Origin of the sequence: Pseudoalteromonas mucoides (assembly GCF_049257175.1) — a bacterium.
Taxonomy (GTDB): domain Bacteria; phylum Pseudomonadota; class Gammaproteobacteria; order Enterobacterales; family Alteromonadaceae; genus Pseudoalteromonas.
In genome coordinates this window covers 71,844-87,441 of sequence record NZ_JBMMUC010000011.1, presented here as the reverse complement: position 1 = coordinate 87,441, position 15,598 = coordinate 71,844, and the positions used below count along the sequence as shown (strand labels likewise).

14 protein-coding genes are annotated in these 15,598 nt (G+C 39.4%); 8 read left to right on the top strand and 6 right to left on the bottom strand.

Going from position 1 to position 15,598, the window contains the following annotated elements; all coding sequences use genetic code 11:
• Window positions 1–53: 53 nt before the first annotated feature.
• Complete coding sequence (gene yejK / locus AAEU30_RS13280; RefSeq protein WP_087531867.1) at window positions 54–1,067, bottom strand: nucleoid-associated protein YejK; 1,014 nt, start codon at window positions 1,065–1,067, stop codon at window positions 54–56.
• Window positions 1,068–1,129: 62 nt separating this feature from the next.
• On the opposite strand from yejK, the gene AAEU30_RS13275 reads away from it, so the two are divergent.
• The 6 genes from AAEU30_RS13275 (at window position 1,130) to AAEU30_RS13250 (ending at window position 6,829) form a co-directional block, all read left to right on the top strand.
• A complete protein-coding gene (locus AAEU30_RS13275) occupies window positions 1,130–1,342 on the top strand; it encodes a YejL family protein (RefSeq protein WP_058558974.1) in 213 nt (70 codons plus the stop codon).
• Window positions 1,343–1,347: 5 nt separating this feature from the next.
• On the top strand, window positions 1,348–2,853 hold the full coding sequence (locus AAEU30_RS13270; RefSeq protein ID WP_421960898.1) for a DUF3413 domain-containing protein: 1,506 nt from the start codon (window positions 1,348–1,350) through the stop codon (window positions 2,851–2,853).
• A gap of 113 nt (window positions 2,854–2,966) precedes the next feature.
• On the top strand, window positions 2,967–3,452 hold the full coding sequence (locus AAEU30_RS13265) for a DUF4124 domain-containing protein (protein ID WP_421960897.1): 486 nt from the start codon (window positions 2,967–2,969) through the stop codon (window positions 3,450–3,452).
• 85 nt (window positions 3,453–3,537) lie between these two features.
• On the top strand, window positions 3,538–5,262 hold the full coding sequence (aceK, locus tag AAEU30_RS13260) for a bifunctional isocitrate dehydrogenase kinase/phosphatase (protein ID WP_421960896.1): 1,725 nt from the start codon (window positions 3,538–3,540) through the stop codon (window positions 5,260–5,262).
• 15 nt (window positions 5,263–5,277) lie between these two features.
• The gene (locus AAEU30_RS13255; protein WP_421960895.1) at window positions 5,278–6,216 is read left to right on the top strand and encodes a LysR family transcriptional regulator; all 939 of its coding nucleotides are present in this window, start codon (window positions 5,278–5,280) and stop codon (window positions 6,214–6,216) included.
• Between the two features lie 166 nt (window positions 6,217–6,382).
• Entirely contained in the window at window positions 6,383–6,829 is a 447-nt protein-coding gene (locus tag AAEU30_RS13250; RefSeq protein ID WP_421960894.1) for a ferritin-like domain-containing protein, read from the top strand.
• Between the two features lie 68 nt (window positions 6,830–6,897).
• Here AAEU30_RS13250 and AAEU30_RS13245 read toward each other — a convergent pair whose 3' ends face one another.
• From AAEU30_RS13245 to AAEU30_RS13230, 4 genes are all read right to left on the bottom strand, one after another.
• Complete coding sequence (locus AAEU30_RS13245; RefSeq protein WP_421960893.1) at window positions 6,898–9,897, bottom strand: TonB-dependent receptor plug domain-containing protein; 3,000 nt, start codon at window positions 9,895–9,897, stop codon at window positions 6,898–6,900.
• A gap of 41 nt (window positions 9,898–9,938) precedes the next feature.
• Window positions 9,939–11,015, bottom strand: coding sequence for a FecR family protein (locus AAEU30_RS13240; protein ID WP_421960892.1), 1,077 nt, complete (start codon window positions 11,013–11,015; stop codon window positions 9,939–9,941).
• Window positions 11,012–11,566 carry an RNA polymerase sigma factor gene (locus AAEU30_RS13235; protein WP_421960891.1) on the bottom strand — a complete coding sequence of 185 codons (555 nt, stop codon included), beginning with the start codon at window positions 11,564–11,566 and terminating at the stop codon, window positions 11,012–11,014. The genes AAEU30_RS13240 and AAEU30_RS13235 overlap by 4 nt, the downstream gene beginning before the upstream one ends.
• A 108-nt stretch (window positions 11,567–11,674) precedes the next feature.
• A complete protein-coding gene (locus AAEU30_RS13230) occupies window positions 11,675–12,571 on the bottom strand; it encodes a LysR family transcriptional regulator (RefSeq protein WP_421960890.1) in 897 nt (298 codons plus the stop codon).
• 170 nt (window positions 12,572–12,741) lie between these two features.
• Here AAEU30_RS13230 and AAEU30_RS13225 point away from each other — a divergent pair, with 170 nt between their 5' ends.
• Window positions 12,742–13,506, top strand: a complete 765-nt coding sequence (locus tag AAEU30_RS13225) for a haloacid dehalogenase type II (RefSeq protein ID WP_421960889.1) — start codon at window positions 12,742–12,744, stop codon at window positions 13,504–13,506.
• A 63-nt stretch (window positions 13,507–13,569) separates the two neighbouring features.
• Here the strand turns inward: AAEU30_RS13225 and AAEU30_RS13220 are convergent, their stop codons facing one another.
• Window positions 13,570–14,169, bottom strand: coding sequence for a TetR/AcrR family transcriptional regulator (locus tag AAEU30_RS13220; protein ID WP_421960888.1), 600 nt, complete (start codon window positions 14,167–14,169; stop codon window positions 13,570–13,572).
• Between the two features lie 224 nt (window positions 14,170–14,393).
• On the opposite strand from AAEU30_RS13220, the gene AAEU30_RS13215 reads away from it, so the two are divergent.
• The gene (locus AAEU30_RS13215; RefSeq protein WP_421960887.1) at window positions 14,394–15,590 is read left to right on the top strand and encodes an efflux RND transporter periplasmic adaptor subunit; all 1,197 of its coding nucleotides are present in this window, start codon (window positions 14,394–14,396) and stop codon (window positions 15,588–15,590) included.
• Window positions 15,591–15,598 lie beyond the last annotated feature (8 nt).

Here is a 15,598-nt window from a genome sequence, read left to right as displayed (position 1 = left end):
ATTTGCTTAATACGTACCGCATGTGGCATAAAGCTATGACTGAAAACTAAAATCTAATCTTCACTTTCCATAAACCGTTGCAGCTGATCTTTTAAGTTAGGCGGGATGCCTTTAATAACCAGGGTATCTGTTGCTTCATTGTAGGTTACGCGCTCACCTAAATGTTTGCGCTCAAAGCTGATACTCACACCGCCGCCAAGGCCGGAAAACTTCACCATGCTAGTGACGGTTTTTTTATCTACCGGAAATGACTCTTCTAAATCGTAACTTTGCTCTTTGCAAAAGCTGTCAAATGGGTTGTCATCGCCTTTTGTGAGAGCTTGTGATAACTCACTGACATTGGCATCTTCCCCTGTGGTTACACAGTCATTACAGTAATCAAACACTTGTTTGCGTAAGTCATCTTTCTCTGACTTATCAAATTGCTGCTCAGATAAGTAATCTTCAACGGCGTTAAGCATTGCTTGGCTTTGCTGTTTTGGATCAATACCTTCTTCACAGCCTAAGAAGTCTAAGAAAAAGTCTGCCACTTTACGCCCAGCACGTCCTTTTATAAAAGAGATATAACGGTTGTCATCGGCTTGAGTATCCCAACCTGTTAGATCAATTCGCGCTGCTAACTGCATACGAGAAATATCTAAATGGCGTGATGAGGCTAAATCAAGCTCAGAGGTAATTGAGTAATGCTCTTTAATATTGATCATGGCAATCAACATATAATCAGTGGCAACATACTGGTAATGACAAAAAATCAAATAACCGGTTTCATTAAACGCGTACTTATTTAACTCTTCTTTCAGTACTGTTGTCGCTTGCTCTGTCATGTGCCAAAAACCAAGCTCGTCATTACGATAGCTTTGCATTGCTGATGCAACAACACTATTTTTATCGCCACTGAAAGCACAATAGCCTTTACCTGGTTTGCCGTTGTATGCGTGATGTAATTGCTCAATAAAAACGGCAACTTTATCATTAACTGCCATTTCATCGTTGCGTAAATGGATCTGCGTATCGTCGTCTTTTTTGTCTACATAATGAACGACTAACTTTTTAACATCTATTGTCATCTTTGTTTTTCACGCCTCTGGTGTTAAAATACGAGAATATAACTCTTTTATTGAACCAACTGATGCCAATCTTATCAAAATATTCTAATGATGAAGTAGAACAAATCGTCGATCAGCTCATTGATGTGTTAACTGAGCACAATGCGCCGGTTGATTTAAGTCTTATGTGTTTAGGAAATTCTATCACGCATATCCTAAAAGAGCATGTACCAACAGGGAAAAGACAAGCCGTTGCTGATAACTTTGCAAAAGCATTAGCGCAATCGGTTAAATAACATATATGAATTTATCGCAGCACAATCAGTTTTCGTCTAAAGCGAGTCAATTACTAAGCTGGGGGCATTGGTTTACCTTTGCTAACATCGGTTTAGTATTATTTATTAGTTTAAGCTATTTATTTGCTGACTCGCCACCGACAACAGCAATGGGTACCCTGTACATGCTGGTTACCTGGCTTAGCCACACTAGCTTTATTACCTTCATTGCATTTGTGCTGACGGTTTTTCCGCTCAGTTTAGTGTTTCCATATCCTCGTCATATTCGTGGTATGGCAGCAGTATTAGCAACTTTAGGGGCATCGCTATTAACCTTAGATGCCTATGTATATTTTAATTTAGGGTATCATCTAAGTAGCTCAGCGCTGCCTGAAATCGTCTCTCTGTTGTGGCATCGTTTAACAAGCTCACCAGCGCTTACTACACTGTTGGCAGGCGGGATTGTTATATTAATTTTAGCGTTCCAACTACTCGTCAGTAATTATACGTGGCATCATTTAGCACGCTTAAAACAATATAAGTTTGGTCGTTATGCTACATCTGTGTTGGTTACTTGTTTTGCACTAAGCCACAGTATCCATATTTGGGCTGATGCAAACCTAGAGTTTGACATAACAAAACAAGATAACGTTTTACCATTGTCATACCCAACTACCGCCAAAAGCTTACTGGCAAAAAATGATTTACTCGATATTGAAAGCTATAAACAAGCACATAACGTGAAGCTGTCTAATCAAAACATTAATTATGTTTTGCCCACACCGCTCCCGCGTTGTGAAGCCAATGACGCGGCTAACATTACAATTTTAGTATTTAATGATACTGAACTATTAACTCGCTTTGCTAAGCAACACGGTAATTTACATCAAACAGAGCAATTTCTACAGCCAGTAAATACCCAAGATACTTTATTTAGCTTGATTTATGGCTTACCCGCTTATTACAAACCCGCCTTGTTTACACAGCAAACGCTTCCGGCTTGGCAAAATAAACAGCGTAGTTTAACAATAACAGGGTTTGCAGATTTTGATTATATCAATGAGACAGCATCTAAAAACGCTGCGATTAATATAATTAATGCAAATAATACAGACATTGAATCTCTCGTATTCGATGATGCAGCCCATATTTTTGCATTTAACTTAGCTAAAAACAGTAATGACGTAGTGGCTACTTCAATACTTTATAGTTCAGATGATAAAATCAACCAAGTAGAAGGGCTTATTCAGCCTAGTGATATCATTGCAACCAGTATTGGAGAGTACTTAAATTGCTCGCAAATAACGAAACAAAGTATGCTGGGTGTGAACTTATACGCTAAAAAAGATGATACTGGGGTTACTTACTCGCAAGGTGTCTTTATTGCGTATAAAAAAGATCGAATTACATTAATAGACTCCGACGGGAATTATAAAAATATCTCTGCCGCGCAAGGTTTTTCAATTGAGCAAGGCTTGGATATTCCGTTTTTAGTGCAAAGTATTAAAAAGCTAAAAACGTTTACTAATTAAGCTTAAGTTTTATAACGATGGCCACTTTAATTATTTTAAGTGGCTTTGCCCTTGCCTTGTCATTTACCTATTTTGGGTTATATTCATAAGATACCCAATGCAAGGAAGCTGATATGAAAACCAACCTCCCCCTACTTTTATCTTTATTACTTATCTTGCTGTTTTCGAGCTGTTGTTTTGCTACTCAGGCGCATTACTATAAATGCACAACAGATAGAGGCACCGTATTTAGCCAATTTCCCTGTGGTTCCAATGCAACTGAGCACAAAATTAAACAAACCAATGTGGCTTTTTCTGATCCCAATGCAAATCATGTAAAAACACTCAATGAGCTTGAACGAAAACAGATAATTCGAAATATCAATGCCGAAATACGAAGCCAAAACCATACACTTGCTATACTTTCTCGTGATAGGGATCGTGCTGAATTTAATCAGCAACAGCGCTTGAAGCGTATTTTAAGTGACAGTGAAATAAAAAAAGTTACTAAAGATATAAAAAAACAACTCAAAGAAATTAATAAGCGTTATGCTAGAGATGTTAAAAAAGTCGAAAAGCAAATAGATAAGCTTGAAAAAAAACTAAAACGTTATGAATAAGCTATTGGGTTTTACTATTATTTAGCATACTCTTAACAAACATAGAGCAATAACTCTATGTCGTTTTTTAGGAGTACTCTCACACATGCACGCACACACAATTGCAGAGTTCATATTAAAGGGCTTTAAAAAGCACTATCGGTTATTTCAAAAAATCACTTCACAGGCGCCAATAGCTTTTTCAGAGCAGGATTGGCCGCAATTACATGAAATCAGCCGCCTTAGAATTAGCCACTACGATGCTCGGGTTAATGAAACAATTGCACAATTAAAAGAAGCCCATCTTGCCTCAGCAAATCAACTAGATGAAACACTCTGGCTTGAAAGTAAACGACACTATCAACAGTTTTTACAATTCCACCCGCAGGCTGAACTTGCTGAAACATTCTATAACTCCGTTTTTTGTAGGCTGTTTCATCGGCGGTATTTTAATAATGATTTTATTTTTGTTGAAACCTCACTTGCTGATGCCCCTGCTTTGCCGATCGAAGCTGAATATAGAAGTTTCTTTCCTGTTGTTGATGGGTTAAAGCCCACAATCCGTAAAATAATAAACCAATTTGATTTTAAGGCCCCTTTTGTAAACTTAGAACGTGATATTCGCCTACTCGTAAAAGCATTTTATAATCAAGCACCGGATACCCATCACAGCGCATGGCAAATGCGTTTTGATATATTGCAAACTCCTTTTTATCGCAACAAGGCGGCTTATATTGTCGGACGCGTTGTATCAAGCAGTGGTATACAACCCTTTATTATTCCAGTGTTACATCATAAAGAGGAAGGCCTCTACCTAGATGCACTACTTACGAACTCCTCACAAATGCGGGTTATTTTTGGCTTTGCACGTGCATATTTTATGGTTGAAACACATGCCCCTTCGGCATTGGTTCGCTTTTTAAACCAGCTAATGCCAAATAAAACTTTAGCTGAGCTTTACAACGCAATTGGATTTCACAAGCAAGGTAAAACAGAATTTTATCGCGAGTTTTTAACTCACCTTGCCCGTTCGAATGATAACTTTATGATAGCGCCAGGAACGCCTGGTATGGTCATGATGGTGTTTACTCTTCCTTCATTTGGCTATGTATTTAAAGTTATTAAGGATAAATTTGGTGAGAGCAAACCATTTGGCAGAGACACCGTATTAAAGCGCTACCAGCTTGTAAAAAGTCATGATCGGGTCGGTCGTATGGCGGATACCATAGAGTATTCGAACGTCGTATTTCCTTTATCCCGCTTTGACGATAACTTACTCCTACAGCTTAAAAACACCATTGGCGAATCAATGGTTATCGACGATGATTTAGTCATTATAAAGCACTTATATATAGAGCGGCGCATGACTCCGCTGAATTTATTTTTAGAATCAGCCACTGACGAAGAAGCCGTAACAGCAATCAATGAATACGGGCAAGCGCTTAAAGAGATGATTGCAGTGAATATCTTCCCTGGCGACATGTTACTTAAGAACTTTGGGGTTAGTAATCATAATCGTATTATTTTTTATGACTACGATGAAGTGCAATACCTAACTGACATGAACTTTCGGGCACTGCCTAAAGCTAAAAATTATGATGACTACTTAACTAATGAGCAAAGTTACTCTGTAGCGCCGCAGGATGTATTTCCTGAGCAGTTATGTACATTTGTAATGCCTAATCCACGTTATAAGGCGGTTTTTACACAGTCTCATCCGGAACTTTTAGATGTAAATTATTGGCAACAGGCTCAAAAGAATATTAAAAATGGCATAGTGAGTCATATTTATCCATATCCGAACACACAACGGTTTATCCAGCACTGGTAAACGCAAGGACAGACAATGAACATCAGCAAGATAGATTTAAATTTACTGGTATATTTAGACACACTGCTACGTGAATGCAATGTTACTCGAGCAGCAAATCAACTCAGTATCACCCAGCCAGCAATGAGCAATGGCCTAAAACGACTGCGCAATTTATTTAATGATCCGATTTTAGTACGTACCAGTGATGGCATGGTCCCGACAGAGCGCGCTATTGAGTTACAGCCAGTGATCCGCGGGATTTTAATGACGCTAGAGGAAACCCTCGCACCTAATAGAGAGTTTGAAGCGAGTCAGAGTAAACGTGTGTTTAGAATTATGGCCAGTGACTATGCTGCCAGCACGCTCGCGCCACGTTTACTAAGTAAATTACATGAAGAAGCACCCGACACCACCTTGGATATACTCACACCCAGTGATGTTACCTTTCATGATGTTGAAAACGGTAAAGTAGACATGGCAATCAACCGCTTTGAAAACTTACCGCAGTCTTTTCATCATAAACGCATCTGGAAAGACAGCTTTTGCTGCTTAGTAAAAACCGATAATCCAATCATTGAAAATTTTAGCCTTGATAGCTATTTAAAAGCACGCCACATTTGGGTAAGTAAAACCGGTTTTGGGGTTGGTGTAGGTATGGATCCTAAAGACGTGCAAAAGCTTGGTTGGGTAGATGAAGCCCTTGCCCACTTTGGCAAACACAGAAACATTGCCACATTTACCCGTAACTATCACGTTGCGATTCATTTAGCTAAAGAACAAAACTTAGTTGCTACACTGCCATCAAAGGCCGCCAATATATATGTAGACGATCCTGGGTTAACAATTCTTGAGCCACCTTTTCCCATCCCACCTTTTGAGTTAGATATGATATGGAGTCCATTACTTCATCGTGACGCGAGCCATGTTTGGCTAAGACAAAAAGTGGCGGAAGTAGCTGACGAGTTGAAGTAAAACAATTACATAATAGCTTGTAAAATTTGCGAAGCTATTGAGTAAACACAATGAAGGTTTAAAATAAGTTGTTTTAAATCATATTATTAAAAACAAATACAGATGGAACAGGCCTTGCTTTAAGTTAAATGACATTTAATTCATTTAACTTAAAGAGGTCATTATTATGAATACCCATCAAGGACAAGACGCAAATCATATCACTGACATTATCCAAGTAATGAACAGCGGCATAGATTTTTATGAAAAAGCACAGGACAAAGTTGAAGATCCGGCCGTAGGCGCACTTTTTCAACGTATGATAGATGCCCGTAAAGTAAGTGTTGAAAGCTTACAACCATACGCCATCAACGAGCAAGGTGAACGCGAAGATGGTTCATCGTTTGCTGTAGAAGCACGCCGAGCATATACGTCATTAATTACTAAGTTCAGCTCAGACAACGATCAAACATACGTTAAAGAGCTCGAAGAAGTTGAAGATAAAACACTAGAAGAAATCAAAGCCGCTATGAAAAAACCCCAGCCTCATGATTGTGAAGCTGCATTATCTAAAGTTTTACTCACAATGCAAAGCTGCCATACTGAGATGAGCCGCATGCAACAAAAGCACTAATATAATTCGTTAAGTCAAAAAAAGGGCCTTACGGCCCTTCAAAAGTTAAATAACGTAGGAGAAGTTATTTAGAAACGATATTCGGCACCTAAATAGTAGTAAGCACCGTTGAAGCCAAATGGCGCAGAACGACGAGAATAATCAAATACACCCGTTGAACTAACAATTGTATTCCCTGATGCGTCTACAATAGTGCCTGAGCGAGAGTTGCCAATGGTGTTTTTATCTGGGTAGACGTCAAATAAGTTATTAGCACCAATATTTAATGATAGGTTATCGGTAACATAGTAGTTTATTTTCACATCTGTAAGCACTTCTGCCCCATAGGTTTGGCGGCCGCCATCTTCCACAGTGTATTCACCATAACGGTTCAGTGATAAATTCACAGTCCAATCTTCTAAGCGATATAGCGCACTTAAGTTCACTCGGTCTTGTGGTTGCCACTCTTCGATAATCGATGTTTCTTGAGCTGAAAAGACATCTTCTACCGGTATGGTTTCAAGGCCACTGCCTTGTGGAGTAAATAAATCAACCACATCAGTTTCAGTAAAGTTTGCTGCTAAAGTAAAGTCAAGCGTACCGCCCAGCCCTTCGGTGTTCCACGTTGCAACAAAATCAACACCTTGTGTTTCAGTGTCTGCACCATTTAAGAAAAACTGACCTGCACCAGCACCTGAACTCACCAATGCGGCATCAAGTGTGGAAGATAACCCTTTACCTAAGCGATTACTGATCACAATACGGTCATCGATATCAATTGAGTAATAATCGATAGTGACATTAATGTTATCGGTCACGTTATAAACAATACCTAGGCTGAGATTGTCTGACTTTTCTTCTTTTAGCTTTGGAATACCAATGCTTTGTGCAAGGGTACTGTCATTTCTAAAAGTGCCCACTTCTTCTGCGATTAAATCTCCATTAGGGCCCACAACAAATTGCGTACTAATATTATTAAAGTACAATTGCTGCATTGAAGGTGCTCTAAAGCCTGTGCTCACTGCACCTCGTAATGAAACATCATCAGTCACTGACCAGTTACCGGCAAGTTTAAAGTTTACCGTGTCACCAAAACCTTTATAGTTATCGTAACGCAATGCACCTGAAATGATCACATCATCAATTACATAAGTTTCAGCATCAACATAGAACGAAATAACATCTCTAGATTCATCTACTGATGATTCTGGCGAAGAACCACCAAAGCCTTGAGTACCACCCGCTGCATTTTCGCTGCCGACACCACCACTTAGGCCATCATAAATATTAACACCATTATTGGTGTCGTAATCGCGGTATGCATATTCGCTGCCTTCAAGTATTCGATATTCATCTGTACGCAGCTCTGCCCCCATGGCTAATGAAAAATCATCATAATCTTTCGTGTAGTCCAAGTTTAACGTTTGCAGAGAAAGCTCCATACCATAAGCATAAGCCTCACGTGGGATGGTTGTGCGAATATCATCAGCACTAAGTCCCTGTTCGTAGCGTAATAAATTAGCATATGAGCCATTGATCGTATCACTGGTCGTGTAATCTATACTATTTTCACCATAGGTATATGAAAAGTCGAGGCTTGAGTCATTATCAAACTCTTTCTTAAAACCAAAGTTATATGAAATGTCGTCTATCGTGGTGTTTATTTTTGGTAAGAAACCCATCGGGATAACAGCATCACCATCTTGTAAGACAGGGTTACCATCTGCATTAGCATTATGACGGAAGAACGCAGCAGACTCATTATCTCGAGTTGAATAAGTGATAAAACCATAAAGCTCGCCACCAGCTAATTCGTAGCCTGTATTTACAGTTAAAGCAAATTGTTGTGAGTCAGCATCACCAATTCTGAATGTATCTCGCGGTGCTGTGAGTTCACGTGGATCTGAAGCAAGTAAAGTACCATCGCTTAGCTCCTCACAACCGTAAAATTGACAAGAACCATGCAGGCCTGCGCGATTAGTCGGCGCACGATCGCGATAATTAATCGTGGTATTTAAATATCCATCATCACCCAGAGCAAAGCCTTTATTAAAGTCAATGTTAACGGTTTCGCCATCACCTTCTGAGTATTGACCATAGTTAATTGCCGCTTTTCCGCCCTCTTCGGCATCTTTAAGTACAATATTGATAACACCTGCAATCGCATCAGAGCCATACTGTGCGGCAGCACCATCACGTAACACTTCGATACGTTTAATTGATGCAGCAGGAATGGCATTCATGTCTGTTCCGGCAGTACCACGCCCAACGGATGTATTAATATGAATGATACTGGCTTGGTGACGGCGCTTACCATTGATAAGTACCAGCGTTTGATCGGGCCCTAAGCCACGTAACGTTGCAGGGCGCAGTGCATCTGTGCCATCACTGATTGATGAGCTAGAAAAGTTAAATGAAGGCGCAATGGCTTGTAACATTCGGCCAACTTCTGTTTGTCCTGTATTCTCAAGTGCTTCAGCGCTTAAAATATCGACAGGAACAGGTAAATCTTCAACTGAACGACCCGCGACACGGCTACCAACAATAGCTATTTTTTCAATATTTTCTTGTGCGGCTTGTTCTTGTGCATTTACCGTTTGGCTGTTTGTTGCCATTAAAAGTGGTAATACGGCAGCACTGACCCCAGAAAGCTTTTTCATGTTGTTATCATTCCTATTGATTTGTTTGAGTTTTACGCTCAGTAAACCATTTTGATCAACAACCGCATCGAGTTCAGTATTTTGCAACATCGTATAAAGTGCATCCAACTGGGTGTAATAACCAAACACTGATTGAGCTTGATATTGCTTTGCCAATTCAAATGAAAAAACCACGGTTTGTTCAGTTTGCTTAGCAAATTCAATCAGTGCTAGGTCTGCTCGTTGCGCTTTAATATCAAATTGCACCATTTGTGAATCAACAGCATTAGCATGCACATTTAGGCTACAAACTAAAGGTGCTAGTGCTATAAACCCACATAATGGATACGTTTGGTTACTACGCAACTTATACAAACAGTTGAGAACGAATAATCCCCTACACAAATTTGACTTTTTCTTTATTATTTTTTTACTTTTATTTATCAGCATCGTTACTTTTCATGCTTTAAGTCAGTGTTTAAGCAGTTTACTTAACTATGATTGCCTTGTGTTAGGCTAACAATATGCTCACCTAATCGCTCATGCTCTATTGCTAAATTGGCTTGTAGGCTATCTAATAAACCTATGATATCTCCGGCTTTAAAAACACCAGCCACCTTGAGCGAAGCTAAACTAGGGTCTTTTAACTCAAACCGTGTCGCGGTATAGCGACTCACTTCTTGTAATGCTTCACTCAGTGGTTCGCCGTTGAAAATTAACATGCCATGCTGCCATGCCAAATCTCGCTGCACATCATCCATAGATAATTGTTTAATTGGTGCAGTGATGCTTTCCTTAATAAGTGCTTTTTCACCTGAAATAACAATACTTGCATTTATTTTTCTAACTTGTGCCGTGTCGTTATTAGCCTGTTGTAATTTCACAAAATCATCCGCGTTTACTGCAACGCTCGGGTCGGTGATCATTACCTTGCCCTCAGTAACTACCAATTCTAAATCTGATGATGCATTGCGCTGTACGTTAAACACTGTGCCCAAAGCTGTAAATGATTTATCACCCGCCATAACACTAAACGGCCTTGAAGCATCTTTAGCTACATTAAAGCGCCCTTCACCACGACTTAAAATGAGCTGTCTGCGTCCTTGGGTGTAAGCCACTTCTAATAAGCTATTAGTGTTTAATTGCACTATGGTGCTATCGGGTAATACGTAGGTAGCCTGCTCCCCCACTTTAGTGCGGTAGATTTTGCTGTACTTGGCCTGCTCTTGCACTGAGTTCGGGTAATAGTTGTGTCCTGCAAACATAAATGTCGCCATTAGCATCACTGCAAAAATACTTGCGGCTATTGTAAAGCGAGTATTTGAAATTGAATTTTTTGAAGGCACTTGTTTATTAGGGAATAAGCTACTTAACTCATTGAGTACACTTAGCTCATCCCACAGCTGCGCTAAATCAAATACAGCATCTTGATGTGCTTTACTTTGTTGTACCCACTGCTGGAATTGTGCTCTTTCGTCGTCATTTAAACCGCGATCCATAGCGCTGATCCATCGGCTTGCTTGTGCTTGAATAACGTCTTTAGATGAAAATTGATGAATATTGCTCATTTACCCACCCTCCTGGTAGTCGCATTTACTTGCTCAGTGCCTGTGGATACTTGCTCTTGTTGCTGCATATATTGCATCGACTTTAGCAGCCCTTTAGCTATATGTTTCTCAACCGTACTTTCGCTTAACTTCATTTGCTGTGCAATTTCTTTTTGGCTCAAGCCATAGACTTTTTTTAAAATAAAGCACTTACGTACAGGTTGGCTTAACTGTTCAGTCGCGCGGCAAAAAAGTAAAAACCGTTCTTTCGATGTTACTTCGTCTTCGAGCTGCATCGATTTTAGATGCTGCTGATAATCATCACCCGTATCAAGTGAATCGTTATGCTTATTATCCCACTTAGCTACGTGATTTAGCGCCAAGTTTTTTGCGGTTTTTAGCATGTAGCTATGGGTATATTTAATATCTTGTTTTAAATCAGCTTCATAGCTTTTCACGAAGGTTTCTTGAACAATGTCTTCAACGTCGTCGGGTAATACTATGCGGGAAACAAAACGTCGTATTTGTGACGACAGCTCAACAAATGCGCTTGGTACTTTACTTTGTGCCATCCTATCACCCCATAATATTATTATTACGCTAAGGTTACGAGTTTTAGCACTAATTACAAGACAAATTGTTAAATTGTCGTTATTTTAGGGTTACCATATTTACTTTAGCTAAGATAAGCTATTTTGGCTTACAAATAATGACTTCATAAACTCATAAAATACTTCTGTTTTACGTGTTGTTAAGCTGTTCTGTGGTTTTAAAAACCAGACTGGTGCGTCACCATCCGCTAAAATGCCAGGTAATACCTCAAGCAATGTTCCATTATCTAACTCATTTTGAATAGCTAACTTAGATTTAATTGCAATACCGTGCCCTGCAATAGCCGCTTGGGTCATATTGTCTGAGTTTGAAATAGTAAAGCGCGTCTTGGCGTTGAAATTAACTATTTTTCCCTTGTCATCTTTCAACTTTAATTGCCGCTGCCAAGGTAAACATACCCAAAAATGTGTTTGGAGTTGCTCAAAAGACGCAGGCATACCGTATTTTTCAACATAACTTGGCGCAACACATAAGACACGATGATTATTGACTATTTTACGTGACAGTAGCGCCGAATCATTTAACTTACCGACTCTAATGGCAATATCTTGTGCATCATCTACCACATTGACAAAATTATCAGAAATTGAAAAATCCAATTGCAATTCAGGGTATTGCTGTTCAAAAGCGATTAATTTAGGCATTACAAACTTTGAAAACACCCATGGCGGCATGGTTACTCTCAACAAGCCACTCACCGATGACCCTCGTGCACCTATATTGTATTCAGCATCATGCAATGCCTCTAGAATGGTTGCCACTTTGTGATAAAACACTTTACCTGCTGGCGATAAACGAATTCGTCGGCTATCCCTAAATACCAATACTGTCGCTAATTCACGCTCTAGTTTTGCTAACCTGTGGCTGACGGTCGCAGCTGAGAGTCCTTGTGCACTTGCCGCTGCCAGTACACCTTTGTTTTCGACGATTGCAATAAATGTTTCGAGATCACTCACACTATACATAAACACTCCTCAACAACATTTAATATTTTCGAATATAGCTTTTAGTTTTACAGAGTTTATTTATAAAATCCAAACATTATACTGATCAAAAGTTTTATACTAGAGGGTTTGGAAAGTTTTTATCTTTAATTACTACTCCTCTGTAACTGTGACTAAAAGGCATTAAATATATGACTATTTTTAAATCGCTAACAAAACTAAGTCTATCATTAGTTCTGTTGGGCCAATTAATTGGAGGGGATGCGATGGCAGCAGAATCTGTTCAACCTAAACCTAAGGTAATTATTTTTGACGTAAATGAAACTTTACTTGATCTAGATTCAATGCGTGAATCGATTGGTGAAGCGCTTGGTGGACGAGAAGATTTACTCCCACTTTGGTTTTCGACTATGTTACACCATTCTTTAGTAAGCACTGCGATTGGTGATTACCAGGACTTTGGAAAAATTGGCGTTGCTTCACTATTAATGGTGGCACAAAACAATAATATCAAAATTAATGCCGAACAAGCTAAAACAGCTATCGTCACACCATTATTAAGCCTACCTGCTCACCCTGATGTTAAAGCAGGCTTGCAAGCTTTAAAAGACAGTGGTTATAAATTAGTCAGCTTAACTAACTCATCTAATAATGGCGTAAAAGCTCAATTTGAAAGTGCAGGTTTAACTGATTACTTTGAAGCTAGATACAGTATTGAAGATATCAAAATATATAAACCTGACCTACGAGCCTACGAATGGGCACTTAAACAATTAAACGTTAAAGCTGAAGATGCCTTAATGGTCGCAGCTCATGGTTGGGATGTAGCTGGAGCGAAGGAAGCTGGCTTACAAACTGCGTTTATTGCTCGTCCAGGTAAAGCATTATACCCTCTAGCACAAAAGCCAGACTACAATGTGCAAAATTTAACTGAGTTAGTCGAACTACTAAAATAACGATTGTGCATTGAAATAAATCAATACCCTGAGGTTGAACTTAAGGATAGGCTCAACCTCTTTTTATTTATTTAATTTAATACCACTGATAAAAAATCGCGAAGTAAGATCAATCAACTGTTCTAAGCGTTGTTCATCAAGAGCAGGCTTCCACATAATAACTTGCTCCCAATAGCCCATATTTTTTAACCCACCGTAAAAAAATGAAGCAGCAATATCCGCAGGTACATCGTTTAAAACGCCCGCATGATGTGCTTGCTCAAACCACGTAAGTAGTCCCTTCTCACAGTCTAAAAACTTTTCTTCTAATCGTGCGGCCTGCTCTTTATCTCGCATTGACTCAATGATCACAATACGCGACAAGGTTAAGTAGTTTTCATCATTACCAAGTGACAAACATACTTTTGCTAACTCTTTTAATTGCTCGTAAATACTGACATCAGCTTGATACTGATATTTGTGTAATTGCGAAAAACGTTCTAATAGTAATGCAACAACGTCGTCAAATAGCGCATTTTTATTCGGATAATGTTTATATAAAGTTCGTTTTGAAACATTTGCTTGCTTGGCAATTGTTTCCATAGTGGTCCCGAGCAAGCCAAATTGTGCAAATTCTTGAATCGCGGCACATAACACATCATTTTGTTTACTATTACTTTCCACATTGCCCCCCAATATTAATCCCCCCTAATCTACCACATTAATGTAGAAAAAAGTAAACGCAAGTGTATACCTCCTTTAAATTTGGGTATACACTTGCGTTTACTTAAGCTGAATATCATTTATTATTTTTAAATGTCATGGTTATAAATCACACAACAAACCATACTCAACCAGCTTAACTTGCTTTAAACCTATACTTATACAATTGGAACTGTGGAGTAACCATGCGTCAGCCTTTCGCACTATCGAAATTGTCATTATTTTTATTTACCTCTGCCTCGCTCTTTCTTCAAGGATGCAGTGAAGCACCTAAAGCACAACAAGCCGCTATGCATCCTGCATCAGTGTCGACCATTTTAGCAACAACAGAAGATGCGCCTTTTACTATTGAATTACCTGCGACACTGTCAGGTTCTAAAGAAGTTGAAGTAAGAGCGCGGGTCACTGGTATACTAGAATCACGTAATTTTGATGAAGGCCAAACAGTAAGAAAAGATCAGTCTTTATTTACAATCAACCTAGAGCCGTATCAATTGGCCGTTGAGCGTGCTCAAGCAGCCCTTGATGGCGCGAATGCATCACTTATCCAAGCACAACGTGATGTAAAACGTTTAGCAAAACTTCGTGCAGACAAATCCGTTTCACAACGTGATTATGATAATGCAAGTTCAACACAAGATATTGCTAATACAAACTTAGCCGCTGCTAAAGTAGCGTTAAAAGAAGCGGAACTTAACCTTGAATATGCCCAAGTCAAAGCGCCTGTAGCTGGTGTTATGGGCCGAGAATTTGTTTCTGAAGGGACCTATGTCTCTGGTCCTGATTTATTATTAACGCAAATCACACAACTTGACCCTATTCGCTTGCGTTTCGGTATTTCTGAGCGCGAGCAACTACAAATGCGCCAAGATATGGCTAATGGCTCACTCAATCTACCTGAAAATGGCCAATGGAAAACCAGCATAAAACTACAAGATGGTTCAATATACGGTCAAACTGGTCAAGTGAACTTTTCAGATGTACGTATTAATCCAAATACCGGCACCAGCGAGTTACAAGCTATTATCCCCAATCCTGATTTTAAACTACGCCCAGGCCAATTTGTGCGTGTTAGTTTAAATGGCGCTGTGCGTAAAGATGCATTTGTTATTCCTCAGCGTGCAGTGCTTGATAATGGCACAGGCAAATTTGTTTACCTTGTCGCTAAAAATGAACAAGGCGGCACGATTGCTCGCCCTGCCCCTGTAGAGGTTGGTGAATGGATCCAAAAGCCAGAAAACCAAGGTGATAAAAACTTTTGGTTGATTAAGTCAGGGCTTAACAAAGGTGACGAAGTGATCATTGACGGCATGGCGAAGATTTTCTTCCCAGGTATGCCAGTCGCGGTAAATAATGCATCAAACAGTGCTAACGCTGAATAAGCACAGGG

What these genes read in the sequence shown, in the direction of transcription:
- yejK (WP_087531867.1), bottom strand. Translation starts at nt 1,067, where the DNA reads ATGACAATAGATGTTAAAAAGTTAGTCGTTCATTATGTAGACAAAAAA.
- AAEU30_RS13275 (WP_058558974.1), top strand. Translation starts at nt 1,130, where the DNA reads ATGCCAATCTTATCAAAATATTCTAATGATGAAGTAGAACAAATCGTC.
- AAEU30_RS13270 (WP_421960898.1), top strand. Translation starts at nt 1,348, where the DNA reads ATGAATTTATCGCAGCACAATCAGTTTTCGTCTAAAGCGAGTCAATTA.
- AAEU30_RS13265 (WP_421960897.1), top strand. Translation starts at nt 2,967, where the DNA reads ATGAAAACCAACCTCCCCCTACTTTTATCTTTATTACTTATCTTGCTG.
- aceK (WP_421960896.1), top strand. Translation starts at nt 3,538, where the DNA reads ATGCACGCACACACAATTGCAGAGTTCATATTAAAGGGCTTTAAAAAG.
- AAEU30_RS13255 (WP_421960895.1), top strand. Translation starts at nt 5,278, where the DNA reads ATGAACATCAGCAAGATAGATTTAAATTTACTGGTATATTTAGACACA.
- AAEU30_RS13250 (WP_421960894.1), top strand. Translation starts at nt 6,383, where the DNA reads ATGAATACCCATCAAGGACAAGACGCAAATCATATCACTGACATTATC.
- AAEU30_RS13245 (WP_421960893.1), bottom strand. Translation starts at nt 9,897, where the DNA reads ATGCTGATAAATAAAAGTAAAAAAATAATAAAGAAAAAGTCAAATTTG.
- AAEU30_RS13240 (WP_421960892.1), bottom strand. Translation starts at nt 11,015, where the DNA reads ATGAGCAATATTCATCAATTTTCATCTAAAGACGTTATTCAAGCACAA.
- AAEU30_RS13235 (WP_421960891.1), bottom strand. Translation starts at nt 11,566, where the DNA reads ATGGCACAAAGTAAAGTACCAAGCGCATTTGTTGAGCTGTCGTCACAA.
- AAEU30_RS13230 (WP_421960890.1), bottom strand. Translation starts at nt 12,571, where the DNA reads ATGTATAGTGTGAGTGATCTCGAAACATTTATTGCAATCGTCGAAAAC.
- AAEU30_RS13225 (WP_421960889.1), top strand. Translation starts at nt 12,742, where the DNA reads ATGACTATTTTTAAATCGCTAACAAAACTAAGTCTATCATTAGTTCTG.
- AAEU30_RS13215 (WP_421960887.1), top strand. Translation starts at nt 14,394, where the DNA reads ATGCGTCAGCCTTTCGCACTATCGAAATTGTCATTATTTTTATTTACC.